This is a genomic window from Pseudoalteromonas sp. N1230-9, assembly GCF_032716425.1.
Lineage (GTDB): Bacteria > Pseudomonadota > Gammaproteobacteria > Enterobacterales > Alteromonadaceae > Pseudoalteromonas.
The window spans coordinates 242,177-268,109 of sequence record NZ_CP090420.1 but is presented as its reverse complement, the minus strand read 5'-3'; the positions used below and the strand labels follow the sequence as shown (position 1 = coordinate 268,109).

27 protein-coding genes are annotated in these 25,933 nt (G+C 39.7%); 12 read left to right on the top strand and 15 right to left on the bottom strand.

Translation table 11 applies throughout. The features are described from left to right. Positions 1-139 precede the first annotated feature (139 nt). Complete coding sequence (locus tag LY624_RS18580) at positions 140-571, top strand: helix-turn-helix domain-containing protein (RefSeq protein ID WP_341804772.1); 432 nt, start codon at positions 140-142, stop codon at positions 569-571. A 34-nt stretch (positions 572-605) separates the two neighbouring features. On the opposite strand, the gene LY624_RS18575 is transcribed toward LY624_RS18580, so the two are convergent. The 5 genes from LY624_RS18575 to hutH all read right to left on the bottom strand — a co-directional run bounded on the left by LY624_RS18575 (position 606) and on the right by hutH (position 5,860). Continuing rightward, a complete protein-coding gene (locus LY624_RS18575) occupies positions 606-1,061 on the bottom strand; it encodes a hypothetical protein (protein WP_341804771.1) in 456 nt (151 codons plus the stop codon). Positions 1,062-1,170: 109 nt separating this feature from the next. Continuing rightward, positions 1,171-1,638, bottom strand: a complete 468-nt coding sequence (locus LY624_RS18570) for an HIT family protein (RefSeq protein WP_341804770.1) — start codon at positions 1,636-1,638, stop codon at positions 1,171-1,173. Between the two features lie 187 nt (positions 1,639-1,825). Next, complete coding sequence (locus tag LY624_RS18565; protein WP_341804769.1) at positions 1,826-2,233, bottom strand: GFA family protein; 408 nt, start codon at positions 2,231-2,233, stop codon at positions 1,826-1,828. A gap of 121 nt (positions 2,234-2,354) precedes the next feature. Then, positions 2,355-4,355: a urocanate hydratase gene (locus LY624_RS18560; protein ID WP_341804768.1), complete on the bottom strand. Its 2,001-nt coding sequence runs from the start codon at positions 4,353-4,355 to the stop codon at positions 2,355-2,357. 11 nt (positions 4,356-4,366) lie between these two features. Then, positions 4,367-5,860: a histidine ammonia-lyase gene (hutH, locus tag LY624_RS18555; protein WP_341804767.1), complete on the bottom strand. Its 1,494-nt coding sequence runs from the start codon at positions 5,858-5,860 to the stop codon at positions 4,367-4,369. A gap of 120 nt (positions 5,861-5,980) precedes the next feature. On the opposite strand from hutH, the gene LY624_RS18550 reads away from it, so the two are divergent. Next, complete coding sequence (locus LY624_RS18550; RefSeq protein ID WP_341804766.1) at positions 5,981-6,877, top strand: LysR family transcriptional regulator; 897 nt, start codon at positions 5,981-5,983, stop codon at positions 6,875-6,877. Here the strand turns inward: LY624_RS18550 and LY624_RS18545 are convergent. From LY624_RS18545 to LY624_RS18520, 6 genes are all read right to left on the bottom strand, one after another. Beyond that, on the bottom strand, positions 6,855-7,193 hold the full coding sequence (locus LY624_RS18545) for a DoxX-like family protein (RefSeq protein ID WP_341804765.1): 339 nt from the start codon (positions 7,191-7,193) through the stop codon (positions 6,855-6,857). The two genes, LY624_RS18550 and LY624_RS18545, sit on opposite strands and share 23 nt — an antisense overlap. Positions 7,194-7,318: 125 nt before the next feature. Beyond that, positions 7,319-7,735 (bottom strand): DUF805 domain-containing protein, encoded by a 417-nt coding sequence (locus LY624_RS18540; protein WP_341804764.1) that lies wholly within the window; start codon positions 7,733-7,735, stop codon positions 7,319-7,321. 268 nt (positions 7,736-8,003) lie between these two features. Beyond that, the gene (locus LY624_RS18535) at positions 8,004-8,522 is read right to left on the bottom strand and encodes a DUF4240 domain-containing protein (protein WP_130152191.1); all 519 of its coding nucleotides are present in this window, start codon (positions 8,520-8,522) and stop codon (positions 8,004-8,006) included. Continuing rightward, positions 8,519-8,713 (bottom strand): YwbE family protein, encoded by a 195-nt coding sequence (locus LY624_RS18530; protein ID WP_130152192.1) that lies wholly within the window; start codon positions 8,711-8,713, stop codon positions 8,519-8,521. Before LY624_RS18530 ends, LY624_RS18535 begins: the two co-directional genes overlap by 4 nt. Positions 8,714-8,859: 146 nt before the next feature. Continuing rightward, a complete protein-coding gene (locus LY624_RS18525) occupies positions 8,860-9,138 on the bottom strand; it encodes a hypothetical protein (RefSeq protein WP_341804763.1) in 279 nt (92 codons plus the stop codon). Beyond that, positions 9,135-9,338, bottom strand: coding sequence for a hypothetical protein (locus tag LY624_RS18520; RefSeq protein ID WP_130152194.1), 204 nt, complete (start codon positions 9,336-9,338; stop codon positions 9,135-9,137). The genes LY624_RS18525 and LY624_RS18520 overlap by 4 nt, the downstream gene beginning before the upstream one ends. An 88-nt stretch (positions 9,339-9,426) precedes the next feature. Here LY624_RS18520 and LY624_RS18515 point away from each other — a divergent pair, with 88 nt between their 5' ends. Beyond that, positions 9,427-10,233, top strand: coding sequence for an ion transporter (locus LY624_RS18515; protein WP_341804878.1), 807 nt, complete (start codon positions 9,427-9,429; stop codon positions 10,231-10,233). A 118-nt stretch (positions 10,234-10,351) separates the two neighbouring features. On the opposite strand, the gene LY624_RS18510 is transcribed toward LY624_RS18515, so the two are convergent. Next, positions 10,352-12,310: a methyl-accepting chemotaxis protein gene (locus LY624_RS18510; protein WP_341804762.1), complete on the bottom strand. Its 1,959-nt coding sequence runs from the start codon at positions 12,308-12,310 to the stop codon at positions 10,352-10,354. A gap of 395 nt (positions 12,311-12,705) precedes the next feature. On the opposite strand from LY624_RS18510, the gene LY624_RS18505 reads away from it, so the two are divergent. Further along, positions 12,706-13,173 carry a YHS domain-containing (seleno)protein gene (locus tag LY624_RS18505; RefSeq protein WP_130152197.1) on the top strand — a complete coding sequence of 156 codons (468 nt, stop codon included), beginning with the start codon at positions 12,706-12,708 and terminating at the stop codon, positions 13,171-13,173. Between the two features lie 7 nt (positions 13,174-13,180). On the opposite strand, the gene LY624_RS18500 is transcribed toward LY624_RS18505, so the two are convergent. Beyond that, positions 13,181-14,098: a cupin domain-containing protein gene (locus tag LY624_RS18500; RefSeq protein ID WP_165381510.1), complete on the bottom strand. Its 918-nt coding sequence runs from the start codon at positions 14,096-14,098 to the stop codon at positions 13,181-13,183. Positions 14,099-14,179: 81 nt separating this feature from the next. On the opposite strand from LY624_RS18500, the gene grxC reads away from it, so the two are divergent. Further along, positions 14,180-14,419, top strand: coding sequence for a glutaredoxin 3 (gene grxC, locus LY624_RS18495; protein WP_062568018.1), 240 nt, complete (start codon positions 14,180-14,182; stop codon positions 14,417-14,419). Positions 14,420-14,465: 46 nt separating this feature from the next. On the opposite strand, the gene LY624_RS18490 is transcribed toward grxC, so the two are convergent. Beyond that, the gene (locus tag LY624_RS18490) at positions 14,466-15,089 is read right to left on the bottom strand and encodes an FMN-binding negative transcriptional regulator (protein ID WP_341804761.1); all 624 of its coding nucleotides are present in this window, start codon (positions 15,087-15,089) and stop codon (positions 14,466-14,468) included. 314 nt (positions 15,090-15,403) lie between these two features. On the opposite strand from LY624_RS18490, the gene LY624_RS18485 reads away from it, so the two are divergent. The 6 genes from LY624_RS18485 (at position 15,404) to fhuF (ending at position 23,877) form a co-directional block, all read left to right on the top strand. After that, complete coding sequence (locus LY624_RS18485; RefSeq protein WP_341804760.1) at positions 15,404-16,963, top strand: pyridoxal phosphate-dependent decarboxylase family protein; 1,560 nt, start codon at positions 15,404-15,406, stop codon at positions 16,961-16,963. Between the two features lie 10 nt (positions 16,964-16,973). After that, entirely contained in the window at positions 16,974-18,311 is a 1,338-nt protein-coding gene (locus LY624_RS18480; RefSeq protein WP_341804759.1) for a lysine N(6)-hydroxylase/L-ornithine N(5)-oxygenase family protein, read from the top strand. Continuing rightward, the gene (locus LY624_RS18475) at positions 18,308-18,913 is read left to right on the top strand and encodes a GNAT family N-acetyltransferase (RefSeq protein WP_341804758.1); all 606 of its coding nucleotides are present in this window, start codon (positions 18,308-18,310) and stop codon (positions 18,911-18,913) included. Before LY624_RS18480 ends, LY624_RS18475 begins: the two co-directional genes overlap by 4 nt. A 2-nt stretch (positions 18,914-18,915) precedes the next feature. After that, complete coding sequence (locus tag LY624_RS18470) at positions 18,916-20,778, top strand: IucA/IucC family protein (protein WP_341804757.1); 1,863 nt, start codon at positions 18,916-18,918, stop codon at positions 20,776-20,778. A gap of 45 nt (positions 20,779-20,823) precedes the next feature. Continuing rightward, a complete protein-coding gene (locus tag LY624_RS18465) occupies positions 20,824-22,971 on the top strand; it encodes a TonB-dependent siderophore receptor (protein ID WP_341804756.1) in 2,148 nt (715 codons plus the stop codon). Between the two features lie 123 nt (positions 22,972-23,094). Continuing rightward, a complete protein-coding gene (fhuF, locus tag LY624_RS18460) occupies positions 23,095-23,877 on the top strand; it encodes a siderophore-iron reductase FhuF (protein WP_341804755.1) in 783 nt (260 codons plus the stop codon). 70 nt (positions 23,878-23,947) lie between these two features. On the opposite strand, the gene asd is transcribed toward fhuF, so the two are convergent. Beyond that, positions 23,948-25,084 (bottom strand): aspartate-semialdehyde dehydrogenase, encoded by a 1,137-nt coding sequence (gene asd, locus LY624_RS18455; RefSeq protein WP_130152206.1) that lies wholly within the window; start codon positions 25,082-25,084, stop codon positions 23,948-23,950. Between the two features lie 328 nt (positions 25,085-25,412). Here asd and LY624_RS18450 point away from each other — a divergent pair, with 328 nt between their 5' ends. Next, positions 25,413-25,820: a hypothetical protein gene (locus LY624_RS18450; RefSeq protein ID WP_341804754.1), complete on the top strand. Its 408-nt coding sequence runs from the start codon at positions 25,413-25,415 to the stop codon at positions 25,818-25,820. Positions 25,821-25,933 lie beyond the last annotated feature (113 nt).

Genomic DNA, 25,933 nt, shown 5'->3' with positions numbered 1-25,933 from the left:
AGTAATGATTTTTATTATCATCTCATTGTTTTCTTTTTAGAAACGGATGCTGCCCTTTTTAAATTTAAAATCAGGTCAAAAATACACGACTAAATACTGACCAATCGCATCTATTACTAACATAAATTTAGGTTAAATAATGAATGATTTAGGTAAACGAGTAGCCCTTTCACCTTCTTCTAACAACTTTAAGGAGTGTGTAGATAAAACCCTAAACGAAGGCATTATTGCCGGCAAAAAAATAACGATGAACTGGCTAGTTGACGCACTCAACTACCCCAATAGAAAAAAGCTAGAACGGGATTTTCGGCGCAACTTAAATACTACTTATCGTGTCTATGTGATGGAAAAACGCTTAGCTGTTGCCATTAAGATGTTAGATGATAAGAAGCTTTCAGTGAAAGCGATTGCACTATCGAGTGGCTTTAGTAACTCAGCCACCTTTTGTAATGCATTTAAACGAGAGTTTGGCTCTGCCCCATCGGTTTACAGAACAGATAAATTGAAGGAAATTGTTAAAAGCAGTTGCCACATGATAAAGACAGATCAGCCAGCAACTTTTCATTCATAAGTTATTTTTGCGCACTTTATTGGTGCGCATAAGCTCATAACTTTTCATATACGCAGCTTATTTCCGGTTGGTTAAGTGTGTAAATTATAGTGTTCGAATCTTTAAAGCGTAAATCTTCCACTATGGTTGTAGCATCACTTTCATCATCGCAACGAAAATAACGTTTGGTTCTAACAATACCGTTTACGAAATATTTCAGTTTTGAACTAACAATACAAAAGTTCGGTATTTTTCTCGTACGCGTGCCGTTATGTAAATCACTAAAATCAATAAGAGTACCTAAATTAAAGCCTTGCGTAGGTTGCTGAACAAGTTTGAAAGGGGCACCTTTGCATAGTGCATTACTGCTCTCTTTCGCTTGATAATCACCCTGTTTAGTCTTTATAAGAGATAAGAACTGCGTTTTATTACTTGGTTTCACATCAAGCAAAGCACTTGCAAAAAGCGACGTTGAAAATAAAAAAAGTATTAAATAGGCGTAATATCTCATTAAAAATCCGAAAGCTTATACATGTTCAACTAGCATAGCATGCTGATGATACTTGTTGAATCTCCAAACAATTTACATTCATACGTAATAAGTCACAAATTCGTTTGAGTTAAGTCGCTTTTTCACCTCTAATTTTTTTAGCTAAGGCTGCCAGCTCCTCATCACACGCTCTTTCGCAGTCGTGTGATGATAAATAACCTTCATACTTTTCAATAAATGGGCCAAACGTAGGCTCAATATGGGTGAAGTCAGACGAATTTCCAGTACCATGCAGCGGGGACAGCTTGCTATGTAGATGATCAATTTCATAGCCTTCCAAAAACATACCTGAACGCCCTACATCTTCAAATGCATCATCAAGAAGAATAGCGACTTTTTTAGTGACTATTATTAATTTTGATAAATCTTCATCCGTTTGGGCAAAAGCATAGCTAGAGAGGTGTTTTTTCGGAATAACAACCGTCGCACCTCGCGTATTGGGGTAAATAGATAAAAAAGCCAAATGTTCATCATCTTCCCAGAGTTTATGGCACGGCTCTTCACCTTTAACTATTCTACAAAAGATACAATCATGCATCCCAAAAATATCCTTATTTTAGTTTTGTTATACGACAGACCATAATTGCAAAGTCTGACATGATTTTATTAATTATGCCTTTTTTTAGCTCAGACCTTAGCTAAAAAACTAAAGACAGTGCTAACAATATACACTGTATTTGAACTCCTTATATTTCCTTATTGTGATATACCATTTATGTTAATTTTTACCGACCAAAACCAATGACCTTTTTGCCACTTAACCCTTTTTTATGCCATTCGGTTTGTTCTTCACAAAATATTTGTGCATCTAATTCTTTACTTGGCTCTTCGTTTAAGCTGCCTGCAGGCACAAGTAAGTATTTGTTGTCTTGAGATGCAAAAGGCAGCGCAGAGCCACAGGTTTTACAAAACGCCCTAGATAATGCACGGCCAGGGTAATTAAACCGCGTAATGTGATTTTGGCCTTTAACCCATTCGATAGCATCAGGTGAGGTAAACAAGTTTGCAGCGTGAGCAGTGCCAGTTAGTTTGCGGCATTGTTCGCAATGACAGAAGAAAAAACGCCTAAAGTTATCAGCGACTTTATAACTCACTTCGCCGCAGCAGCATCCACCAGTAAGTGTTTTAGTCATATCTATCTCCTTATTCGCTAAGCTAAAAATTTATACCCTAAACGATGCGCTATTTACTAATTTTTGGCAATAAAAAAGGCCATGTTGCACTTACAACATGGCCTTTTTGCATTGATACAACTTAGAAATCTAAGTTTGATAAAACTTCATCATCAACGTTATTAGACAAGGTCACTTTAAGTTTAGGGGTACGAGCCATTTCACGTTTAATCGCAAAATTAGCTTCTTCGTTACGCGCCCAACTACGACGAGCAATACCGTTGTTAACATCAAATAATAGCATAGATTTCAAACGACGCTCGGCAGCTTCACTTCCGTCTAGTAGCATACCAAAACCACCGTTGATCACTTCGCCCCAGCCAACACCACCACCATTGTGGATAGATACCCAAGTAGCACCACGGAAACCATCACCAATTACATTGTGAATCGCCATGTCTGCGGTGAAGCGGCTACCATCATAAATGTTTGATGTTTCACGGAAAGGTGAATCCGTACCACTTACGTCATGGTGGTCACGCCCAAGTACAACCGGACCAATTTCGCCACGATTAATGGCATCGTTAAAGGCTTTAGCGATTTCAGCGCGGCCTTGTGCATCTGCATAAAGAATACGTGCTTGCGAACCAACAACAAGTTTGTTTTGCTTCGCATCTTTGATCCACGTGATGTTGTCTTGCATTTGCTGCTGGATCTCTTCAGGTGAGTCCGCCATGATTTTATTTAAAACGTCTGCAGCAATCGCATCTGTTTTATCAAGATCTTCTGGTTTACCTGATGTACATACCCAGCGGAACGGGCCAAAACCGTAGTCAAAACACATTGGGCCAAGAATATCTTGTACGTACGATGGGTATTTAAAATCAATACCGTTTTCAGCCATTACATCGCCACCAGCGCGTGATGCTTCTAACAAGAACGCATTACCATAATCAAAGAAGTAAGTGCCTTTGGCCGTGTGCTTGTTAACAGCGTCGGCGTGGCGCTTAAGCGTCGCTTGTACTTTTTCTTTAAATACTTCTGGCTCTTCACGAATTAAACGATTTGACTCTTCATAGCTAATATCAACCGGGTAGTAACCGCCTGACCATGGGTTATGAAGTGAAGTTTGGTCTGAACCTAAGTGAATGAAAATATCTTCAGCTAAGAAGCTTTCCCATACATCAACCACGTTACCAATAAAGGCAATTGAAACCACTTCTTCATTTTGCTGAGCCTTACGTACACGCTCAACAAGCTCTGGCATGTTATCGATTAGCTCATCAACCCAACCCTGTTGATGACGCTTAATAGCTGCCTTAGGGTTAACCTCGGCACATACGGTGATACAGTTAGCAATGTTACCCGCTTTAGGCTGGGCACCACTCATACCGCCTAAACCAGCAGTTAAAAAGATCTTACCTTTTGGTGATTCGCCTTTTTCCAGTACTTTACGGAATGCATTCATTACCGTAATGGTTGTACCGTGAACAATACCTTGTGGGCCAATGTACATAAATGAACCCGCAGTCATTTGACCGTATTGAGTTACACCCAGTGCATTGAACTTTTCCCAGTCATCCGGCTTTGAATAGTTCGGGATCATCATACCGTTTGTCACAACCACGCGCGGTGCTTCAACTGATGATGGAAATAACCCCATAGGGTGACCCGAGTACATGTGTAGCGTTTGGTCTTCTTCCATTTCGCTTAAGTACTTCATGGTTAATAAGTACTGCGCCCAGTTTTGGAATACCGCACCGTTACCACCGTAAGTAATAAGCTCTTCAGGGTGCTGTGCTACTGCTGGATCAAGGTTATTGTCGATCATTAACATGATAGCAGCAGCTTGTTCGCATTTAGCTGGGTAATCGCTGATTGAGCGCGCTTTAAGTTCATAGTTAGGCTTAAAGCGATACATGTAAATACGGCCAAATTGCTTAAGCTCAGCGGCAAATTCAGCGGCTAAGTCGGTGTGCCACTCTTTAGGGAAATAACGCAATGCGTTACGAATAGCTAATTGCTTTTCGTCTGCCGATAAAATGTCTTTACGTTTTGGAGCTCGGTTTGCATCACTTGGATACGGTTTTGGCTCTGGCAATACGCTTGGGATACCTTGCTTAATTTGTTCTTGAAAAGTCATTATTTGCTCCCTTAGTTAACTTTAAACGCTTGCGATTTCACAAGTGCAACCATGGCATCAATGTCAGGCTTAAGTAAGCGGTCTTCTTCTAGTTTGGCAACTTTGCTGCGAATGAGCGCAAAGTTTTCTTCAATGATGTCTGAACACGTATTAGGACGTCTAAATTCGATTGCTTGCGCTGCATACATCAGCTCAATAGCAAAGATTTTATCAAGGTTACCTAAAATCTGGTTTAACTTACGGCCAGAAATACTACCCATAGATACGTGATCTTCTTGGCCCATTGATGTTGGTACGCTGTCTGCTGATGGCGGGAAACACAATGATTTATTTTCTGTTACCAACGCCGCAGTCACATATTGCGGGATCATCATGCCAGAGTTTAGGCCACCCGATGTCGTTAATAAACGTGGTAAGCCGTGTAACCCCTCAAGCAGTAAATAACAACGACGATCAGCAATGTTACCAAGCTCTGCCGCTGCAATTGATGCGTAATCTAATACCATCGCAAGTGGTTGACCGTGGAAACCACCACCCGAAATGGCTTCTTCTTCGCTGATCACAATTGGGTTATCTGTTACAGAGTTCATTTCTGTTTCAGCAAGCTCTTTTAAGTGGTAATACGCGTTACGTGATGCACCATGAACTTGTGGAATACAACGCAATGAGTAAGGGTCTTGTACACGGTCACAATCAGTGTGTGAAGCCATGTTTTCAGAGCCTGCAAAAAAACTACGCATACGCGCTGCAACTTCAACGTTACCTTTAAAAGCACGAATTGCGTGCAACTCTTCACGGAACGGTGATTGACTACCTTGCATACCTTCAATACTCATAGCACCTGCGATATCTGCAAGGTCTAATAAGTAACGCATTTTAGTAAGCGCAGTAATGGCATGCGATAAAATAAACTGAGTACCGTTAATTAACGCTAGGCCTTCTTTAGCATGTAAATCTAAAGGTGCTAAACCGTGCTCTTTTAATACGTCTGCTGCTGGCTTGATTGTGTCGTTTACCCAAAACTCACCTTCACCTAAAAGAGGTAAGAATAAGTGTGATAACGGTGCTAAGTCGCCCGACGCGCCTACTGAGCCTTGCTCTGGTACAACAGGGATAATATCAAGTTCAATAAACTTAAGCATACGCTCAACAACGGTTAAACGAATACCTGAAAAACCTTGGCTTAATGCGTGCACTTTGGTGATGAGCATCAGCTTTGAAATAGGTTTAGCGATTGGCTCACCCACACCTACCGCGTGTGTGATCAATAAGTTCTTTTGTAATAGGTTGGTTTCTTCTGGAGAAATTTGTGTATCACACAATGGACCAAAGCCCGTATTGATACCATAAATGGCTTTATCTGAGGCAGCCATTTTGTCTACGTTTTGGCGGCTTTTATTAATTTTATCAATTGCATCTTGGCAAAGCTCTGCCTGTAACGTACCGGCTGCAATAGCATTAACGCTGTCTAACGTTAATTGGTCAACACCATACTTAAATGTCATTTATAACTCCTAAAGAACAGGATTAACTTTTATTTAGATGGAGTCTAGCTTGCCCTCGTTGTTTTACAAATGCATAATTATCGTTATTCATTCCAGATTTATCGAACTAAAAGAAGTGCTATGCAAGTTCATGACGTAGACCTGCGCTTATTGCGCGTTTTTGTAGCAATTGTTGAGTGTGGCGGGCTTTCAGCCGCAGAGTCACGTTTGAATATTGGCCGCTCAACCATTAGTGCGCATTTATCAGATTTAGAAGTAAGGCTTGGTATCAAGTTATGTAAACGTGGCCGCAGTGGTTTTGAAATTACAGACGCGGGCGCCATCGCTTATCAGGCATCAATTGAACTGCTTCAGCAATGCGAGGCCTTTGCTAATACCGTAGCAAGCTCTAAAAACGAGTTATCGGGGCGTTTAAGTATTGCCATGATAGATACCATGGTCAGTGACCCACGTTGTGCTATTCCCCGCGTAATCGCAAAGTTAAAAGGCAAAGGTAAAAACATTCAGTTCGATATTAATGTGTGCGAGGCACGAGAGGTAGAAACCGCAGTAGCCAATGGCCGTTCATTAGTGGGAATTGGTGTTAGCCGCCATCATATTCGCGGGTTAGATTACACCGCCCTACACAACGAAACTAACTTTTTGTATTGCGCAGTCGGTCACCCATTATTTGAGTGTGATGACAAACAAATAAATGAGCTCATTAAAGAAGCCGAAGTCATTACCAGTAACTACATGCGCGATAAAGAAAGCCGAAACGACGGTTTAAACTATCAAAATAGTGCTGTGGCTTATCACGATGAAGGTATTGCACATTTAATTTTATCGGGTGAGTTTATTGGTTATTTACCCGACCACTACGCACAGTTCTGGGTTGATAAAGGTATTTTCAAAGCTATTCAACCGAGTAAATATCACTACGATATTCCTGTGGTATTGATCACCTCAAAAACAAATGCCAGCTCGCCTCTAACAAACGCCATGATTGACGAAATTAAGCGTTGTTATGCGGTTTAGTGTTTTTGTTTAAAGCTTTTTGCTCATTTAAAAGCACGAGACTAAACGCGATCATGGCAAGGTTTGTAGTCACTGGATTAAACGCTTCGATTAAGAGTGCGGGTTGTAAAACGGCAACAAACAGCATTAACCCTACTAAAGCAGCTATATTGAGAATATTGATTAAGATTGAACGATAGAAAATAAAAAACAGCACGGCAAAAATCATTTCACCAACCCCAGCTGCTTGGGTAATCAGCGTTGAGATTTCAGCATTAAAACCAAAACTGGCTGTCATTTTTAGTTCAAGGGGAGCAATGTGAAAAAGTTTTGGCATCAGCCCATGATAAAGCCAACTAAAGCTGATAATAAATCGAGCGATTTGAATGCTAGTGAGGTATTTCATAAAAGATTATGTGCAGAGTTATTGTGTGCTCAGACAGAGCACACAACGAATACGGCTTAAACCGTTGGCTTACCAAAACGGTTTTCTGCTTCATCACCCGCTAAGAAGCCATTTTCAATCAGTACCCAAATACCACCAATCACTGGTACTAAACCAATTAGTACCCACCAACCTGACTTGTTGCGGTCGTGCCAGCGTTTAACTTGAATAGCAAGCGATGACCAAATTAGTGGAATGTAAATTAAAAGTGGAAGGAAAATGGCCGCATTTTGTGAAATCATTGCGCCAATACCACTTAACACAAGCATACCTAAAACACTAATTAGCATTAATACTAATACTGATAACCAATAAGTTTTACGCGGGATTCTACCTTGGAAAGAGAATAAGATATCTTTGCGACTCATGGTTGTTGTATCTGTTGAAATATTAGCAACATCTGATTCAGGAGCTTGATAAACGTTTTCTGACACTGTCATTTCCTTTTGAGTTTTACTTTGGTTTTAGCAAGGCTACCACTCCGTGCAGCTTACTGATTAATCAAAAAATAATTTTTGCACTGTATTAGATCCAACTGAAACCATTGCTGAATCCAACATGAACAAAAGTACCATAAATAATACTATTTAAGGAACTAAAAATTAATAATACAATTAAATTTAATACTTTTTAACTAGCAAAAATAAATAAACTTTAGCTCTCGATATCTCTTTCAACTACAAAAAGCCATTTTAATGGTTGCTACTGCCAATATTTAGCAAACAGACGAGGATATGCCTGTTTTAAAAATTTCGGCTTATCTTTAAAACGCTTGCCTTTTGGCTGTTCAAGCCCAGATGGAATAAATGGTAGCTCATCGTCATTACGCTCTTCAAACAGCATACCGGCGATTAAATCATACTCATCTAAATAAGGATAAGGTTGTTCGTTCAAATGATAAACGGGTGTGCAGTCAGCAACAGAGTCTGGGTTCTCTAAGGCTTTTAGAAATGCGCCTTCACCGCGAGATATAAGCCAACATAAAAACTCTGAAAATCCATAATCATCGTTACAACCAGCCATTACAAACGCAGCACCAAATAAGTCCCAAGTGTAAGCTTTACGCATACGCAAACTAAACTGCTTGTCAAACTCCATAAGTTGCTCATCGGATAGATGTGTTAGCTTTTCTCTTAGTGCATTACACACAGATTCTGGCTCTGCCGTTTTATCTTCTGCGGTCACTAATTCCCAAAATTCACTTTCGGTTAGAACGCTCATGATAGGATCTCTTTAACACGACCAACTTGACCGTCATCGAGTTGTACTTTAATGCCATGGGGGTGGTTTGGTGACTTAGTTAATATACGAGAAACAACACCTTGCGTTAAATGACCTGTGCGTTGATCTTGTTTAAGAACAATATTAACTTCACAGCCTAGGGTTATTTGTGAGCGTGTTGGTACGGCCATAATAAACTCTCTTACAATATTTTTGCAGATTATAGCCATTTGCGACTGTGTTACCAATGTTAAACTCACTTGATGTGTATGTTTTCATGCACTTGACATGGTGTCAGTCAAAGCTGTGTCTATTGTAAGGAAAAAAAACGGCGTATTTAATCCTTACAAAACAGAATAGCTTTTGCTGATATCACTACGTCTATCTCTTTCAGCTCTTTTATAATGACTTGATTTATTTGGTTTGCAAGCGGCGAATTTGATAGAGGCATTTGCTCAGCAAAATAACAACTTACTTTCATAGATGATGGCAGTCTCTTTAAATCAGCGGTGTAAGTTAACCATAAAAAGTTGTCGCTTATGTCTTTTAGATTTTCACATGCCGACGTTAGCGCTGTCCGAATAGCTTTATCGAGGCGTTTTTCAGTTTTGGTCATTGTTCTGACTTTTGCTTTTTAAAGTTTTCGTAGCTATCTTGCTGGCGCTTGACACACTCGTGATATTCTTTATCAGCTAAATAATTGCATTCAGTTAAGCGTGCAGACTGAAGTTCATGAAAACGCGCATTTGAACTACACCCTGTTAACAAAATAAACATTGATGCAATCCCAGTAAACTTTATAGCGTTTAAAAACATTAAATTTCCTTTCTTCAGTTATACATTGGTACTGCGATTTATTGTATATTGCGTGGGTTTAAATACTATCACCAAAGGGTCATATATGATGTTGTCGCAGTTACAAGAGCTGTTTCAGCGTATCGATAAAAGCAAAGTTTTTCAATCATTCGTTATTGCCGTTATTGTTATTTCAGCATTAACCGTTGGGGCTCATACTTATTCGCTTCACCCAACTGTAGAGTTAGCTCTTTATTGGATGGATATGGGGATTACCGTATTTTTCCTTGTTGAGCTTGTGATCCGCTTTATTGCAAGCCGCGGCTTTAAAGACTTTTTCAGTAAAGGCTGGAATATTTTTGATTTTATCATCGTAGTGGGTAGTCTTTACCCTGCCGCGGGCTCTACAATTTTTATTGCTCGCTTACTGCGTATCTTCCGCGTTCTGCGACTTGTATCCATGATCCCCGAACTTAGGCTGCTGGTTAACTCGCTTTTAAAAGCGATTCCACAAATGGGCTATATTGCCCTACTGATGTTTGTAATCTTCTATATTTATGCCGCCATGGGAAGCATGTTATTTGCCGACATTAACCCCGTTTTATGGGGGGATGTATCAATATCCATGCTCACCCTTTTCCGTATAGCGACATTCGAAGATTGGACAGATGTCATGTACGAAACCATGGCCGTGTATGAACTTAGCTGGATTTTCTACCTTACATTTATCTTCTTAACTGCATTCGTATTTTTAAACATGATGGTAGGAGCAATTTTAGAGGTTATGTCTGAAGAGCATCGTAACGCGCGAGAAGAGCAGATAAACGACGATGATATGCCAGCAACCAAAGGGCAAATAACTCAATTACAGGCTGAAGTAGCTGAATTAAAACAGTTACTTAAGAGTAAAGAATAACTCATGGCAAATTTTAGGGCTCGCTTTATCAGCGAGCCCTTTATGTTCACCGCAAAACCACTCTTAAGGGTTTAAAGAACGTAGGCGTGAAACTTGTTTCGCACGTTTGCCCTAGCATTTATACTTTAAACTTACCCACTAAATCAGTCAGTGTATTGGATAACAAGTTTAATTTATCTCCGTTGCCACGTGCACTGTCTGCAATCTCACTCACATCATCAGCCGCATTTTTAATTTCAATAACATTACGATTGATATCTTCAGCTACATGTTGCTGCTCTTCTGCTGCCGTCGCTATTTGAGTATTTAAATCACTGATATTAACGATTGATGCGGTTATTTCGCTAAATTGATGTTGTGCTGAATGGGCTAACTCAACTGTTTTATTTGTGCGGTTTAAACTGGTTGTCATTTCTTTTGACACTTGGTCAGACATCTTCCGTAATGTGTCTAACTGGCTTGCTATTTCTTCCGTTGACTCTGAGGTTCTTTGTGACAGTGCGCGAACTTCATCTGCAACTACCGCAAAACCGCGACCATGTTCCCCTGCTCTGGCGGCTTCAATTGCAGCATTTAATGCAAGCAAATTAGTTTGCTCTGCGATGCCTCTAATCACGCTCAATATCGACATAATATTTTCACTTTCAGCGTCCAGCTGATTAATATCTTGAGTAGCTTTAGTTATGACCTCAGACAGCGATACAACACTCTCTACCGTTTCTGAAATCACACTTTGACCAAGCTCTGAGGCATGCTGTGTTTGTGTTGCAAGCTCAGCAGCATTTGCACAGCTCACCGAGACTTCATTAGCGGTAGCCGCCATTTCATTAATAGCCGTTGCAGCCATTTCTAAAGCTTGTTGCTGCTGTGAAGTAGAACCTGATAACTGCCCTGCTTGAGCTGATGTTTGCGCTGATGTGTCGCTTACATTATGCGCACATTCATTTATTTGTGTGACTAACTCTGAAATCAAATTCAAAAATAAATTAAAGCTATTTGCCAGCTTCCCAGTTTCATCACGCGTTTTAATAATTAACCGCTTGGTTAAATCTCCGCCGCCTTGCGATATTTCTGTCAACCCATCACTCACTTCAACAATAGGTGCAGAAATGAGTTTTGAAATATAGCTGGCTAACAAAATAAACACAGCGATTAAAATTGCACTAATGATCACAATGGTAATTGTCATCGTGTTTGCAGCTTTCATTACTTCAGACTTTTCAACTAAGCCAATAAATTTCCAGCCAAGTTTTTGAGAGGTATAAATATTCGCCACATAATCAGTGTTTTCGAGGTTAATTTCAAATTGACCGCTGCTGTTATTTGCTAGCTGTTTATATTTACCTTCATTAACCTCTGCTAATTGCTTAAAGCGATAATCTGCATGTTTAACATCCACCAGCACGTTACCACTGTCTTCAATAAGCATAAGATAACCGGTCTCACCTAATTTAATATTAGCTATAATATCTGTCAGACCTTGCAGAGATACATCCATGCCCTGAACACCAATAAGCTGACTATTTTGTTTAATTGCTTTTACCGTTGATACAATCACCATATCATCAGCGGCCCAATAATAAGCATTCGTTCTTACTGTGCTTCCATCAGCGGCTTTCGCAGCTTCGTACCATGGCCGTTTTCTAGGATCATAATTAGCGGTTACTTCGCCTTCTGGCCATTGAATATATCCACCTTGCTCATTCCCCATGTAAATATAAGCAAGGCCTGGATGCGTATCGCCAAAGTGGTCAAATAATGTATAAGCAGCTTGTTCTGTATCACTGCCAGACATATGCGCAAGTTTAACTGCATTGGGCGATTGCATATGTGTTTTAACGTCTTGTTTGGCTTCTAAAATAGCGGGGTGCGAAGCTAGGTAGTCTACATTTTTTTCAATCTCTGAAAAAAACATATTAATACCGTTATCTACTTGCTTTGCTTCTCGTTCACTTAATTGGGCAAAACCATCTAATGCCTGTTGTCTTGTTTGTGTGATGACTAAAACGGCGATGATTATTAATGGTAAAACTATTGCGGATGCAAATGACAGCTTTAACTTCTTAGAGATATTCATGATTTAGATCCAATGTATGACTCACAAAAATATAGTGAGCATCTTTATATTCAGCAAGTTATTAGATTTCAATAAAATGAAAAAGTACTGTGTGAATTAAGTAGAGCGTCGTTGAACTTGAATATGACAGTTAGTTGACACTGAAATGAACTGTACTAAATTTACCTATAGCATTTAACATAATTATAACAATCATGTTGAATGCCATCCAACCAATATTGGCAGCATTCGCAGGATGCTAATGTGCTGCCTATTCTACTTTAACTGTCAAAGCTTGCTTTCTCTTCAAATTGTAATCAGGACTTTCGGACATATTTTCAGTAATGCAAGATATATTTAGTTCGTTGATTGTTCACTACTATGTTTCCTAAGTTAAACATAATTGGAGAATAACTATGAAACTTTACCACGCATTTAAAGGGATCGCTGCTGTCGCTCTTTTAGGTCTATCGTCTTTATCTTACGCTGGAAATGACACCGAAACAGATGAGAATGGGGTAATTTTAGCGGGTCATGATGTCATTGCTTATTTTAAGCAAAATAAACCTGTATTAGGGAATGCTAAATATACAGCGGTATACAATGATGCGATTTACCGTTTTCAGTCTGCTAAAAATAGAGATATGTTTAATTCAAACCCAGAGAAATACGCGCCTCAATACGGTGGTTTTTGTGCTTATGGCGTAACCTTTGGTAAAAAGTTTGATATTGATGGCAAAGCATTTGAAATCAAAGACGGAAAACTCTATGTAAATAAAAATATGGATGTTTATAAAGCATGGGCTGAAAACATTCCTAAACACATTAAAGAAGCAAATGATCATTGGCCAGACGTTGAAAATGTAAGTGCTGATGACCTTTAATTTATAGTTAGTGACCAACCATCGCACTTCTAACAGCACCTGGGGCTTCGCCTTGGTGCTGTTTAAACGCTTTTCTAAAAGCGGCTTCTGTCTCGTAACCACTTAACTGTGCTATTTCTGCAATACTAATATCACTACAAATCAGCAATTTACGGGCTTCTATTAAACGCCATTTAAGCAAATATTTCATCGGACTTAAGCCAACTAGTTTTGTGAACTTATCTGCAAAATTAGAACGACTCATTGAAGCTTTACTGGCAAGTGACGCTAAATTCCACGCATATTCTGGTTGTTGATGAATTGCATTAAGTGCTTTGCCTATACGATTATCAAACAACGCCACCAACATACCATTATTTAACTTGCCAGCTTCAACTTGCTCTCTAAGTATTTCTATAAACACCAAATTAGCGAGTTGATCAACTATGGTATAACAGCCTGTGCGCCTTTGCTGTAACTCCACAATCATCATATCAATTAATTGCATTATTCTTGAATTACACGATGAACTTGTAGCGGGAATGTGTAAAAACTCAGGTAAAGCATCTAAAAGCGGATTAACTAGGGTGTGATTAAACTGAAAAAAACCACAAACCATATTCGTTGTTTCACCCGCCCCCTTTGCAGGCTGATTGACTAATTTTTTTGCTGGTTTAATCGGTGAGCTCGATATTATGTGTTGATGATCTCTTGGGAAAACAACAAGATCTTTTTCATTCAATACGATAGTTTCATTCTCAAAATGCAGCCATGCTTGCCCTTTACCAATTAAATGAAATGGAATCCGGCGAGAGCCCGATGTATCAACAGCCCACGAGCCACAAAAATCACCATTAACGTATACTTCGGCCCTCAAGGACATTCGCTCAAGTAACACACTAAGCGGATCAGGATCATTTAAATAAATATTTGGACTTTCAGACATAATTTTAGCTACATGCAACATAGAGAAAAAATTAACACAGCTTAAACTAGCCACATCGGTTAAATCACTTAGGACTAACTCATGGCTAAGATCAAAATGTACCACAAAGACTATTGCCCATACTGTCGAGCGGCAAAGCAACTGTTTAAAAAGTTAGGTTGGCAATACACAGCAATAGAAATCTCAGATAACGACCGACTTTTTCAGGAAATGGTTTCACTGAGTGGTCGTAGAACTGTCCCACAAATATTTATTAATGATGAACATATTGGTGGTTTTGATGATTTTCAGCACTATGTTAAACAGCTAAGCCATAGCTAAATTAGCTTTAGCAGTAGGGAAAGATACACGCTACAGTAAGTAAAACTTAGCTATTGATATCTTTTCCTATACCTACCTCAGTTTTCAACATATATGATAATAAGCTTTGCGCATCAGGATGCTTATCTTTTTTTAACCCTGCTACAACACCTTGTTGATCAGCTACTGATTTATGCTGGCCTAACTTTTCTTTTGCCTGAATTGAGTCAAGTTTGATTTTAATACCAACAATCCCCCGTAGTAGCTTCGCTTGATAATCATCTGGTAGCAAACTCGTGTCGTTTAAAATACTCGGTTCGTATTGGCTAATTAACTCATCTAAGCAAGCTAAGGTATTGTCGTCATCAAGGTATTCAACCTTGCCTTTTGTATGAACTGCGGCGTAGTTCCACGTCGATACAGCAGGCTTTTCTGCATACCAAGTGGGTGATATATAGCTATGCGGTCCATTAAAAACCACTAATACACGCGTATCTTGCAAGCTTTTACCATGACGATTCGCCCGTGACACATGACCATATAAAGTACCAAACTCACCTTCATCGGGTTTATACACCAATGGCAAATGTGTGGCTTCAAATTCACTGTCTATCATCAGCGCAAAGCTATAGTTTTTTATAAATTGTGAGACTCGCTCTGGTGTCATTTTCCACTTGTTGGGTGTGTGCATGCTTTTCTCATATTATTAAAATTGCTCTGATTGTTTGAATCTATCATTGTAATGGATAAAGAATTTTCTACTAGTCTTTACCCGCTACCTAAAGCACAAATAGTGTCATGCCCTTTAACCAATTCGGAAAACTAACAAATCAAGATACCGTTAAATTAGAGTAAAATAATTAAATGATAATTGTTTGCATTAACATTTAATGCATGATACCTTCCTAATTATCGGTACAGGGTGTTGCGGATTTTAATTAATTGGAGACGGAAAAAGCTTTTCTTGTCTCTTGGTTACTAAATCAATGTTAAAGGATATACAGAATGGAAAATTTTAAACCGCCGCAATATCAATGGATTAATGATTCTAACTATCAAACTAAAACCAAACAAACTGATGCCCCACTTTTTGGTGTTTCGCCAATGCAGGATTACTCACAATTAATGCAATTGGGTATAAGCACTCTAAGCGAGCGCATTAAAAAAGTTAATTCCCCGACCAGCGGAGTGCAACCTGCACAGTTGCAAGAAGAATTTGCAGCCATTGATCTAAACACACCTTTAAGTGACATAAATCAAGTCCTCGAAGAGCTAGATCACCTTTATTTAAAACACGCGATATACTTCCATCATCCAGATTACCTTGCTCACTTAAATTGCCCAGTAATGCTTACATCCCTGCTGGCAGAGTTGTTTAGCTCTTCGATAAACACCGCTGTTGAAACATGGGATCAAAGTGCAGGCGCAACACTTATAGAACAAAAAGTGATTGATTGGACATGCCAAAGAATCGGTTACGATGAAGGCGCAGACGGCGTGTTTACCACTGGCGGAACCCAGTCAAATTTAATGGCATTATTACTTGCACGTGAGTTGGCAGGCAAATTAGAACCACAAAGCCATACAAATATTACTTCTGGCTTAAGCAGTAATGCACATCGTTATCGCATTCTTTGTTCTGAATATAGCCATTTTAGTATTCAAAAAGCAGCCGCATTATTGGGTCTTGGCCATGATGCTGTTATCAGTGTTGCGTGTGATGAAAATCGCTGTATTGATACCCATAGCCTCGAAAACACATTAAATGAACTTCAAAGAGCAAATTTATTACCAATTGCGGTAATCGCCACGGCTGGTACAACAGATTTTGGCGCAATCGACCCGATAGCAAGCATTGCTCATTTATGTAAAAAGCATAACTGTTATTTACACGTCGATGCGGCTTATGGTGGCGCTTTGTTAGTATCACAACGCCATAACGAACGTTTGTTAGGCATTGATTTAGCTGACTCTGTCAGTATTGATTTTCACAAAACATTTTTCCAGCCAGTATGCTGCTCTGCCCTATTGGTTAAAGACAAGCGGTTATTGAGCTTTCTAACTTATCACGCCGATTACCTCAATCCAAAGGCTCAAGCACAAGCCGGCGTTCCTGATTTAATAAATAAAAGCTTACAAACAACGCGTCGATTCGATGCGTTAAAGCTCTGGTTAAGCTTAAGAACAGAAGGGCCAGATGCGATTGGTGCCATGTTCGATACCTTGCTTGAAAAAACACAACAGGTATACCAACGCTTAACACGTCATAGCCTGTTACAAGCTGCACAAGTTCCATCACTCACTACACTCGTATTTCGATTTAACGATAGCGCCTTGAGCCAAACTCAGCTTGATGAATGCAACCGCACTATTCGCAGGACCTTAGCTCAGAGTAGCCGTGCCATGATTGCAGCAACAAAAGTGAACAATATTCAGTATTTAAAATTCACTTTATTGAACCCTCATGCATCGATAGACAGCATAGACGACGTATTGAATGAAATTTGCAAAATTGGCGAACAATATGTGATCGACTGCAAAAGCAAACAACTGTGCACAGCTTAAGGAAAGGACAATGAAACCAGAAATTTATGATTTAATCGGAATAGGTGTAGGCCCGTTTAATTTAAGCTTAGCAGCGCTTTCTTCGCCCCTTTCAGACTTGAAGACGCTATTTGTTGACAGTCGCCCTAAATTTGATTGGCATCCTGGTATGTTATTAGACTCTGCGAGTCTGCAAACCCCTTTTATGTCAGATTTAGTGACGATGGCAGACCCGACAAGTCAGTTCAGTTACTTAAATTTTGCCAAGCAGACTGGTAAATTGTATTCGTTTTATATTCGCGAGAACTTCTTTTTACCGCGACAAGAATATAATCAGTATTGCCAGTGGGTGTGCCGTCAGTTAAATAATCTCAAGTTTAATTTTCACGTAGAAAACCTCGAATACGAGCAACAGCTCGACTGTTACCGAGTCTCTGGCAAAGATAAAGTGACTGGCAAGGTACAAGATTTTTATTGTAAACATTTAGTGCTTGGTACCGGTACTCAACCTTGGCTACCTGAATTTTGCCCGACCGATAAGCACATAACTCACTCTTCACAGTACCTTAATAACAAAGCAATGTTACAAAGCAAGTCTGACATTACTATTGTTGGCAGTGGTCAGAGTGCAGCAGAGATTTTCCATGATTTACTGCTAGATATTGATAAATTTGGCTATCAATTACGCTGGTTGACGCGTTCACCGCGGTTCTTTCCTTTAGAGTACACCAAGCTTACTCTTGAAATGACATCGCCTGAGTATATTGATTATTTCCATAATTTACCAAGTGCGAAGCGACAACAACTTATCCACTCGCAAAAGTCGCTATATAAAGGAATTAATTCAGAGCTCATTAACGATATTTACGATTTGCTCTATCAAAAGAAACTGAATTGCGATTTCTCAGCCGAGCTTTTAACGAATACCTCATTAACTAACATTAAACAAGAAGGCCAAAAACTTGCCCTCTCATGCCTACATAACGAGCTAGAGCAAGATTTTAGCTTTAACACTAATGCACTTGTAATGGCGACAGGCTATCAATACCAGTTACCCACCTTCATTGAACCATTACGTCATAAATTAAACTTCGATGAGAACGGCGAGTTACAAGTAGAACGTAACTATAACATTGATGAGCAGGGTCGCATTTTTGCACAAAACTTAGGCCTCAACAGCCATGGATTAACCGTGCCAGATCTCGGAATGGTGTGTTATCGCAATGCCATCATTTTAAAACAAGTATTAGGTAAAGCGCCTTACAGCATTGAAGAGCGCATCGCTTTCCAACAATTTGGCATTCCTAAAAAAGAGAGCTTTACGCCCTCACGTAGTAAAACAACTTCAATGTCACAGGAGGCTATGTGAGCAGTTGTAACCACGCAGAGGTCAGTAAAAGCTTCGCTAGCCAGTGCCAAGCAATAATAAACACAGACGCCTTTGTTATTGATGACTTTCGTTTTTACATTTACCAAGCACAGAAGCACTTTTCCTTATTAAATAGCTGGCTTGCTCAAGATTATGCCCACTTTTGGGGAATGCAAAATATGAATGCAGAGCAACGCCAAAGTGAACTTGCTCCCGCACCTCATAAACTAGCACTTATAGCTTACCAAGATGCGACTCCTGCTTTTTTTATTGAATTGTATGACCCGCAGTTTGACGAAATCGGTAAACATTTTGAAAACCAGTCTGGTGATTGTGGGATGCACCTTTTACTTGCCCCCGTAATCACCCCGCAAAGTGGTTTTAGTCGACGTGCTATTACAGCAACAGCAAAACTCATCTTATCTAAATTAGGTTTTACTCGATTGGTTGTTGAGCCTGACATTAACAATCAAAAAATACATAAGCTAAATAAAAAAATAGGCATTCAGAGTAGTCATATCGTTCGCCTTACAAACAAAGATGCATGGCTAGGTTTTGCTGATCTAGCAAGCTTTGAAGCAGCTACAACACAAGGAGACTAATTATGGAAATCATTAAAAATTCATTCCCTCAACATTTATCTGAATCTTTATGGCAAGGTGCTAATCAACATTTAGTCGCCAAAATACTGTGTGAGTTTAGTCATGAAAAACTAATAAACCCTATTGCAGCAAAAGAAGATAGAAAACAAACAGTGCAGCAATTTCAGTTATTATTAGAAAGCAACCAAGGGCTTTTAAGTTATGACTTTAGTGCTCGTCACTATCAACTAGATCACCTACATATTCAGCCAGAATCAATCGTCTGCAAACTAGATGGCATTAACCAAGATTTAGATGCAGTAACGCTCATTATTTCCCTAAAAGATCGTTTAGGTATTACCGATAGCCTCTTACCAACTTATTTAGAGGAAATCACCAGCACTTTATACAGTAAAGCATTTAAATTGCTTCACCAAAATAAACCCGTTTCAGAGCTGGTACATTGTGATTATCAACAAATTGAAGCGGCCATGACCGAAGGCCACCCAGTATTTGTTGCTAACAATGGTCGTATTGGCTTTGATATGGATGACTGCCACGCGCTTACACCTGAAAGTGGTCAAGCAATGAAATTAGTCTGGTTAGCTGTTGCGCGGGTAAACACAAGCCTAGCAATGATAGAGGAGCTTAATTACGAGCGCTTTATTGAAAGCGAATTAGGCAACCAGCAAATTGCAGCATTTAATAACATAATTGCTGAGCATGGTAAAAAAGCTGAAGACTATTACTTTATGCCTGTGCATCCTTGGCAGTGGCGCGAAAAAATTAGCCGAATTTTTGCTGCTGATCTTGCTCGTAAGCAACTTGTTTATCTTGGTCACAGTGAAGATGACTATCAGGTACAACAGTCGATTCGCACATTCTTCAACTTAAATAACAACAAGCGTTGCTATGTGAAAACCGCGTTGTCTATATTGAACATGGGCTTTATGCGCGGTTTATCTCCTTATTATATGAGCCGAACGCCCGAAATAAACACCTTTGTTGCTGAGCTTGTGAACAGCGACCCATACTTTGCTAAAAAACGCTTTGTCGTTTTAAGAGAAACCGTCGCAATTGGTTATCACCATAAATATTACGAGCAAGCTTTAGAAAAAGACACGCCTTATAAAAAAATGCTCAGTGCACTTTGGCGAGAAAGCCCTTTCAGTTTAACGTTTCAAGGAGAACCGTTAGTTAAAGAAAACCAACAGCTTTTGACATTAGCTGCCTTGCTACATCAAGACAGCCAACAAAAGAGCTTGCTTGTTGAACTCATTAATACCTCTCAACTCACAGCAACTGAGTGGGTAAGCAAATTGCTGGATCTTTATTTACAACCTCTATTACATGCGTTCTTTGCGTATGATTTAGTGTTTATGCCCCACGGTGAAAACCTAATCCTTGTTTTAGAAGAACACCAACCAGTAACTATTTTAATGAAAGATATTGGCGAAGAAGTCGCGATTCTAAACGGCAATTCGCCTTTACCAGGTCATGTCGCTGACTTAGCGGTGAGCCTAGAAGAGGACATGAAGTTAAACTATATACTGCTAGATATTTTCGACTGTATCTTCCGCTTTATCGCACCTCAGCTTGATGCGCAAAATTGTTTAACTGAACATGATTTTTGGCAATTAGTCGCTGATAAAGTTTATCAGTATCAGCATGAAAACCCGCAATTTTCCGAAAAATACACACGTTACAACTTATTTAAGGCTCGCTTTACGCGTACCTGCTTAAACCGCATTCAATTGAATAATAATCAGCAGATGATTGACCTTGAAGATAGAGAGAAAAATCTCCGTTTTGCTGGGGATATCAAAAACCCACTGCATGATTTTGCCACTCGCCATGACTTTCAACATGACACAACAATGGCCTAAGCATAGGCCTCACTATTTATAGACGTAATAGGACTACGGATAAAAATGAAAAAGACTAACTACTTTAAACTCACGCCTGTCGCACTTTCTTGTTTAGCGATATTTAGCCACTCTTTACAGGCTGAGCAAAAAAAGCATCACGATATGGAAGTACTCACAGTCGTTGGTGAACAAAGCAATGCTCAAGGCTATAAAGTCGAGCAAATGAGTACCGCAACGGGTTTAGAATTATCATTTCTAGAAACACCACAATCAACCACAGTCGTGACTGAGCAAGCGATAAAAGATCAACAACTAAATTCAGTTATTGAAGTGATGAACAGCGTAACAGGGATTAATACCCGTCCTTCTGACAACGACCGCTACTCAATCAGTGCCCGCGGTATTGGCGTAAGCAGCATTTTGTATGACGGCGTTGCAACAACCTACGATACACGCTTTAATTATGGTGACAACTTAATGGATAGCGCAATTTATCAGCGCATAGAAGTTGTTCGCGGTGCAACAGGTTTGATGCTCGGGGCGGGTAGCCCATCGGCTGCGATTAATTTAGTTCGTAAGCGTCCGACAGAAGAGTTTCAAGCAAGCGTAAGCTTAAGTACAGGTTCATGGCAACAGTTACGCGGTATTGTTGATTTATCGGGAGGCTTAAATCAAGACGCAAGTGTTCGAGGTCGAGTCGTCGTAGCGTATCAAGATCGTGAAAGCTATCAGCATCGTTACGAGCAGCAACGACAAACTCTTTACGGTATTATCGAAGCAGATATAGGTCGTAATACATTGCTGACGTTAGGTGCTGACTATCAACACACCAAACCTGAAGGCTCAATGTCTGGCGGATTACCGTTATTCGACAACCAAGGCAATAGAACTAACTACAGCCACCATACGTCAACAGCTCCACGCTGGGCGTCATCCAAAACCAAAGCATTGAATAGCTTTGCCACGATTGAGCATAACTTTAGTGATGACTGGCAACTCAAAGCAAGTTACATCTATGGCGATAACGATTTAGAATATGATGTGTTATGGGCTACAGGTCACCCAGACCCAATAACCAACGAAGGGATGATACCTGGCTCACTGGCATTTATTGATGGTAATCGAACCCAACATACATTCGACTTAAAATTAACGGGCCGCTTTACCCTCTTTGACCGCTCACAACAAATTCTAATTGGTGCAAATCAACAGAAGCAAGAGTTTGCCAATCCATATTATGGCTCTTTAGATGAGGCTCCACCTTTAGGTGACTTTAGAGATGAAGATTTTACATATCCGACCCCTACATGGAGCGATGAAGTTCTGTATGGTTCATGGGGGGAAACAAAACAACAAGCAATATACCTTGCCTCTGATATTGAGTTAACCGACGCACTTTCAATGGTAATAGGTGGGCGTATTGATAATTGGGAAACTGACCAAGACAATTTTGGCACCGTTCATGATTACGAAGTTGATAATGAATTTACCAGCTATGTCGGCGCCACCTATGCTATTGGGAAAAATGTATCACTGTATGCCAACTACACAGATATTTTTACACCACAAAGTAGAGTGCAAGCTGATGGCAGTTACCTCGATCCTGTTAAAGGAAAAAACTATGAAGCAGGTATAAAAGCCAGCCTATTTGAAGAAGCATTAGACACCTCACTTTCGGTGTTTGAGATCCGTCAAGATAATGTTGGTGAAGCAACGGGAGAAACCTTACCAGGAACAACGGTTCCTATATACCGCGGTATTGATGGCACTAAAACGCAGGGGTTCGAATTTGAAGCCAATGGTTCAATCAATGAACAATGGAATGTCTATTTTGGTTATAGTCAATTTGAAACAGAAGACCCTGATGGTGAAAAAATAACGACCACCAGCCCAAAACATCAAGTAAAGCTCTTTACTACCTATGAATTGGATAACTGGGTAAATGGCTTACAACTGGGTGCTGGTGTTAATTGGCAAAGTGAGATCCGCAGAGATGTCACTAAGCCAGATAGAAGCTCAGTGGAGGTTAGCCAGCAAAGTTATGGGCTTGTTCGATTAATGGCAAGATACAATGTAAACGATCAACTAACATTGCGCGCTAATTTAGACAACGCATTCGATAAACGTTATTACAGCCAATTAGGCTTTTATAACCAGTTTCAATATGGCGCACCACGAAACTTTAGCATCACTGCTCAATATAGTTTCTAAGTAACTCGACATTATTGCGAATTGCTATTATGCCGCCTCTGTATGAGGCGGCATAATATACACTTTAAAGACGCAATTTTATGAAGAAACTTCCACCCCAGCACAATGAAAGTACAAACATACATGGCGTTACACGATACCACTGAGCTAAACTCTTTACTGGAGCGACAAGCTCCATTTTATAGTCAGCATTTTAAAATTATTAAGCCACATCAACCTCTCCCTGAAAACTGCCAACCATTATCACAACGATTAAATAAACCACATTATACCAAAGCGCTTATGACTTTTTCTAAGAGCTATCAACAACAGCAAGAAGCAATCGATCTTAATGCATTACATTCTATGTGGAGCCAATGGTTTTTCGGCTTTTTACTTCCGCCACTATTAGAATACGCATTAAGAAGCCAGACGAGTGTATTACATGCTGCAATGAACCTTAAAAACTGGCATTGGACTTATCATCAAACGGGGCGAGTAGAATGTTTCTATTTAGTGCTTAGAGAAGATCAAATTCAAAGACCGACTGAGTTAGCTATCACATTGCTAGAGCGGTTACTTGTTAAGCTGATAACGCCTATTATAAAACAACTAAGTACCCTGTCGCCGGTGTCAGAAAAGTTATTTTATAGTCATGTTGCGTACTGTTTTTATTGGTATTTATCAGAAATGTCGTTAGCTCAAGAATTTAAACTTAATTTACTAAACCAGTTATTTAGTAAAGACACATTATTACTCGCTAAAGACGCTACTTTGCCACACCCTTTATGGCGCAAAATTAGACTTAAAAATAGTGACTACCCGCGTATTATGTGTTGTTTACGGCATAAATTACCTAACACACAAATGTGTACTATTTGCCCATTGAACAAAAATAAACACAAGGTCTGTAAAACTGCGATATGAAGGCTCTGTAAAAGAGCCTCTATAGAATAGAATGTTTGAGCAAGGCTTTATTGCTCAAACATAGCCTTATTTAGCCATCAACAATTATGCGTAACATACGACGAAGAGGTTCAGCAGCGCCCCATAAAAGTTGATCACCCACTGTAAATGCACTGATGTATTCTGGGCCCATGGCCAATTTACGAATACGGCCTACCGGAATAGACAAGGTGCCCGTTACTTTTACAGGGGTTAGGTCTGTAGCCGTAATGTCGCGGTCGTTTGGAATAACTTTGACCCATTCATTGTGAGAAGCCAGAATCTCTTCCACTTTCTCCACGCTGATATCTTTGCGTAGTTTAATCGTCATTGCTTGTGAGTGACAACGCATAGCACCAATGCGAACACATAAACCATCAACAGGGATAGGTTGCTGGCTACTACCTAAAATCTTGTTTGCTTCAACTTGTGCTTTCCACTCTTCTTTACTCTGACCGCTTGGCATTGGTACATCAATCCAAGGGATAAGACTACCTGCTAAAGGCACACCAAATTGGTCTTGTGGTAAATCACTTGAGGCGATTTTTTCAGTGACTAATTTATCAATTTCAAGAATTGCCGCGTTAGGATCAGCAAGTTTGTCAGCAACCGTTTCGTGAATTGCACCCATTTGTGCGATTAACTCTTTCATATTGCGGGCACCAGCACCAGAAGCCGCTTGATACGTCATAGGGCTAACCCATTCAATCAAGTCTTGCTCAAATAAACCACCTAGCGCTAACAACATTAACGATACAGTACAGTTGCCGCCAACATAGGTTTTAACCCCCTGCTCTAAGCCTTGATCTATAACGTCTTTATTAACTGGATCAAGAACAATAATGCTATCGTCACTCATACGCAGTGCAGATGCAGCGTCAATCCAGTAACCTTGCCAACCTGATTCGCGTAACTGCGGGTAAACGGCTTTGGTATAATCACCGCCTTGGCAAGTCACAATAATATCCATCTTCGCAAGCTCAGCAATATCATTCGCATCTAAAAGAGGCTTAGCAGGACCCGCAATATCAGGGCCTAATTGACCGGTTTGTGAGGTGGTGAAAAAAGTCGTGTCGATCTTAGAAAAATCATTTTCTTGCTGCATACGCTCTAATAACACAGAGCCAACCATGCCCCGCCAACCGACTAATCCTACTTTTTTCATTGTTTGTTCCACTGTTTGATTCATTCAAATTACCTAAACTGTTAAAAATTAAAGTCCATTGCGTGAGAATTTAATTTTTACAGAGGTAATCTAGCATTGCGGCCCAAGCAAAACTAGTGCTAGTCATAGAATATAAAATTTTTTCATCTTGGCTTAGTAATCTCATCTCAAATACCCAATTTGTTGCTCATACTTTTTCTAGTTCTAGCGAACTCTAGTCACTTATGATGTAAAAACTGAGCTGATTTCTTAATGCAATTAATACAAATGCCATAAACAAGATTCATAATCATTTCGCACTTTGTAGTAGGAAGTACTGTGTATTTTTTATTTTTAAAAAGGAATCAAATAAATGAAAAACCTATACTTTTCTGGTCTAATTGCGGCTTTGCTATCTTGTGGAGTCTCTGCAAACACTAACGAAATTGATGTGGAGACGAATACATCTTTCACACGCTCTACAACCAGTGTCGAGCAAGTTGCGGGTTCTGCAACAAGCCTATCTACTGCAACTTACCTAAACCCAGTAGTTAAAGTAAATAACAGTTATAGAAACTTTTTCGTAGGCTCATTATCTGGCAACCAATTTTGCAAAGAACAAGGCCATAAAGAGGAAGTAACAGGAAGTAGCGTAAAATGCGGCGAAGATGAATCTTCTTATGCAGAATACGACTGGTATGATAGCGCATGGGTTTCAAAAAGCACGGGGAGCAAAAACCAGTGTTACCCACTCTATGCAAGCATAAAATGTGGTAATTAGAATTTAGAAAAGAACCCAGTGCTTTCTGGGTTCTTATCCTGTAATTGTATTAGCAATCTAGCCACTAATTTTTACCTGCCTTTTAAATCCTAAGCTTATTAAAAACGTCTCAA

Coding starts and splice junctions, on each gene's coding strand:
- LY624_RS18580 (WP_341804772.1), top strand. CDS start 140: ATGAATGATTTAGGTAAACGAGTAGCCCTTTCACCTTCTTCTAACAAC.
- LY624_RS18575 (WP_341804771.1), bottom strand. CDS start 1,061: ATGAGATATTACGCCTATTTAATACTTTTTTTATTTTCAACGTCGCTT.
- LY624_RS18570 (WP_341804770.1), bottom strand. CDS start 1,638: ATGCATGATTGTATCTTTTGTAGAATAGTTAAAGGTGAAGAGCCGTGC.
- LY624_RS18565 (WP_341804769.1), bottom strand. CDS start 2,233: ATGACTAAAACACTTACTGGTGGATGCTGCTGCGGCGAAGTGAGTTAT.
- LY624_RS18560 (WP_341804768.1), bottom strand. CDS start 4,355: ATGACTTTTCAAGAACAAATTAAGCAAGGTATCCCAAGCGTATTGCCA.
- hutH (WP_341804767.1), bottom strand. CDS start 5,860: ATGACATTTAAGTATGGTGTTGACCAATTAACGTTAGACAGCGTTAAT.
- LY624_RS18550 (WP_341804766.1), top strand. CDS start 5,981: ATGCAAGTTCATGACGTAGACCTGCGCTTATTGCGCGTTTTTGTAGCA.
- LY624_RS18545 (WP_341804765.1), bottom strand. CDS start 7,193: ATGCCAAAACTTTTTCACATTGCTCCCCTTGAACTAAAAATGACAGCC.
- LY624_RS18535 (WP_130152191.1), bottom strand. CDS start 8,522: ATGAGCGTTCTAACCGAAAGTGAATTTTGGGAATTAGTGACCGCAGAA.
- LY624_RS18530 (WP_130152192.1), bottom strand. CDS start 8,713: ATGGCCGTACCAACACGCTCACAAATAACCCTAGGCTGTGAAGTTAAT.
- LY624_RS18525 (WP_341804763.1), bottom strand. CDS start 9,138: ATGACCAAAACTGAAAAACGCCTCGATAAAGCTATTCGGACAGCGCTA.
- LY624_RS18520 (WP_130152194.1), bottom strand. CDS start 9,338: ATGTTTTTAAACGCTATAAAGTTTACTGGGATTGCATCAATGTTTATT.
- LY624_RS18515 (WP_341804878.1), top strand. CDS start 9,427: ATGTTGTCGCAGTTACAAGAGCTGTTTCAGCGTATCGATAAAAGCAAA.
- LY624_RS18510 (WP_341804762.1), bottom strand. CDS start 12,310: ATGAATATCTCTAAGAAGTTAAAGCTGTCATTTGCATCCGCAATAGTT.
- LY624_RS18505 (WP_130152197.1), top strand. CDS start 12,706: ATGAAACTTTACCACGCATTTAAAGGGATCGCTGCTGTCGCTCTTTTA.
- LY624_RS18500 (WP_165381510.1), bottom strand. CDS start 14,098: ATGTCTGAAAGTCCAAATATTTATTTAAATGATCCTGATCCGCTTAGT.
- grxC (WP_062568018.1), top strand. CDS start 14,180: ATGGCTAAGATCAAAATGTACCACAAAGACTATTGCCCATACTGTCGA.
- LY624_RS18490 (WP_341804761.1), bottom strand. CDS start 15,089: ATGCACACACCCAACAAGTGGAAAATGACACCAGAGCGAGTCTCACAA.
- LY624_RS18485 (WP_341804760.1), top strand. CDS start 15,404: ATGGAAAATTTTAAACCGCCGCAATATCAATGGATTAATGATTCTAAC.
- LY624_RS18480 (WP_341804759.1), top strand. CDS start 16,974: ATGAAACCAGAAATTTATGATTTAATCGGAATAGGTGTAGGCCCGTTT.
- LY624_RS18470 (WP_341804757.1), top strand. CDS start 18,916: ATGGAAATCATTAAAAATTCATTCCCTCAACATTTATCTGAATCTTTA.
- LY624_RS18465 (WP_341804756.1), top strand. CDS start 20,824: ATGAAAAAGACTAACTACTTTAAACTCACGCCTGTCGCACTTTCTTGT.
- fhuF (WP_341804755.1), top strand. CDS start 23,095: ATGGCGTTACACGATACCACTGAGCTAAACTCTTTACTGGAGCGACAA.
- asd (WP_130152206.1), bottom strand. CDS start 25,084: ATGAATCAAACAGTGGAACAAACAATGAAAAAAGTAGGATTAGTCGGT.
- LY624_RS18450 (WP_341804754.1), top strand. CDS start 25,413: ATGAAAAACCTATACTTTTCTGGTCTAATTGCGGCTTTGCTATCTTGT.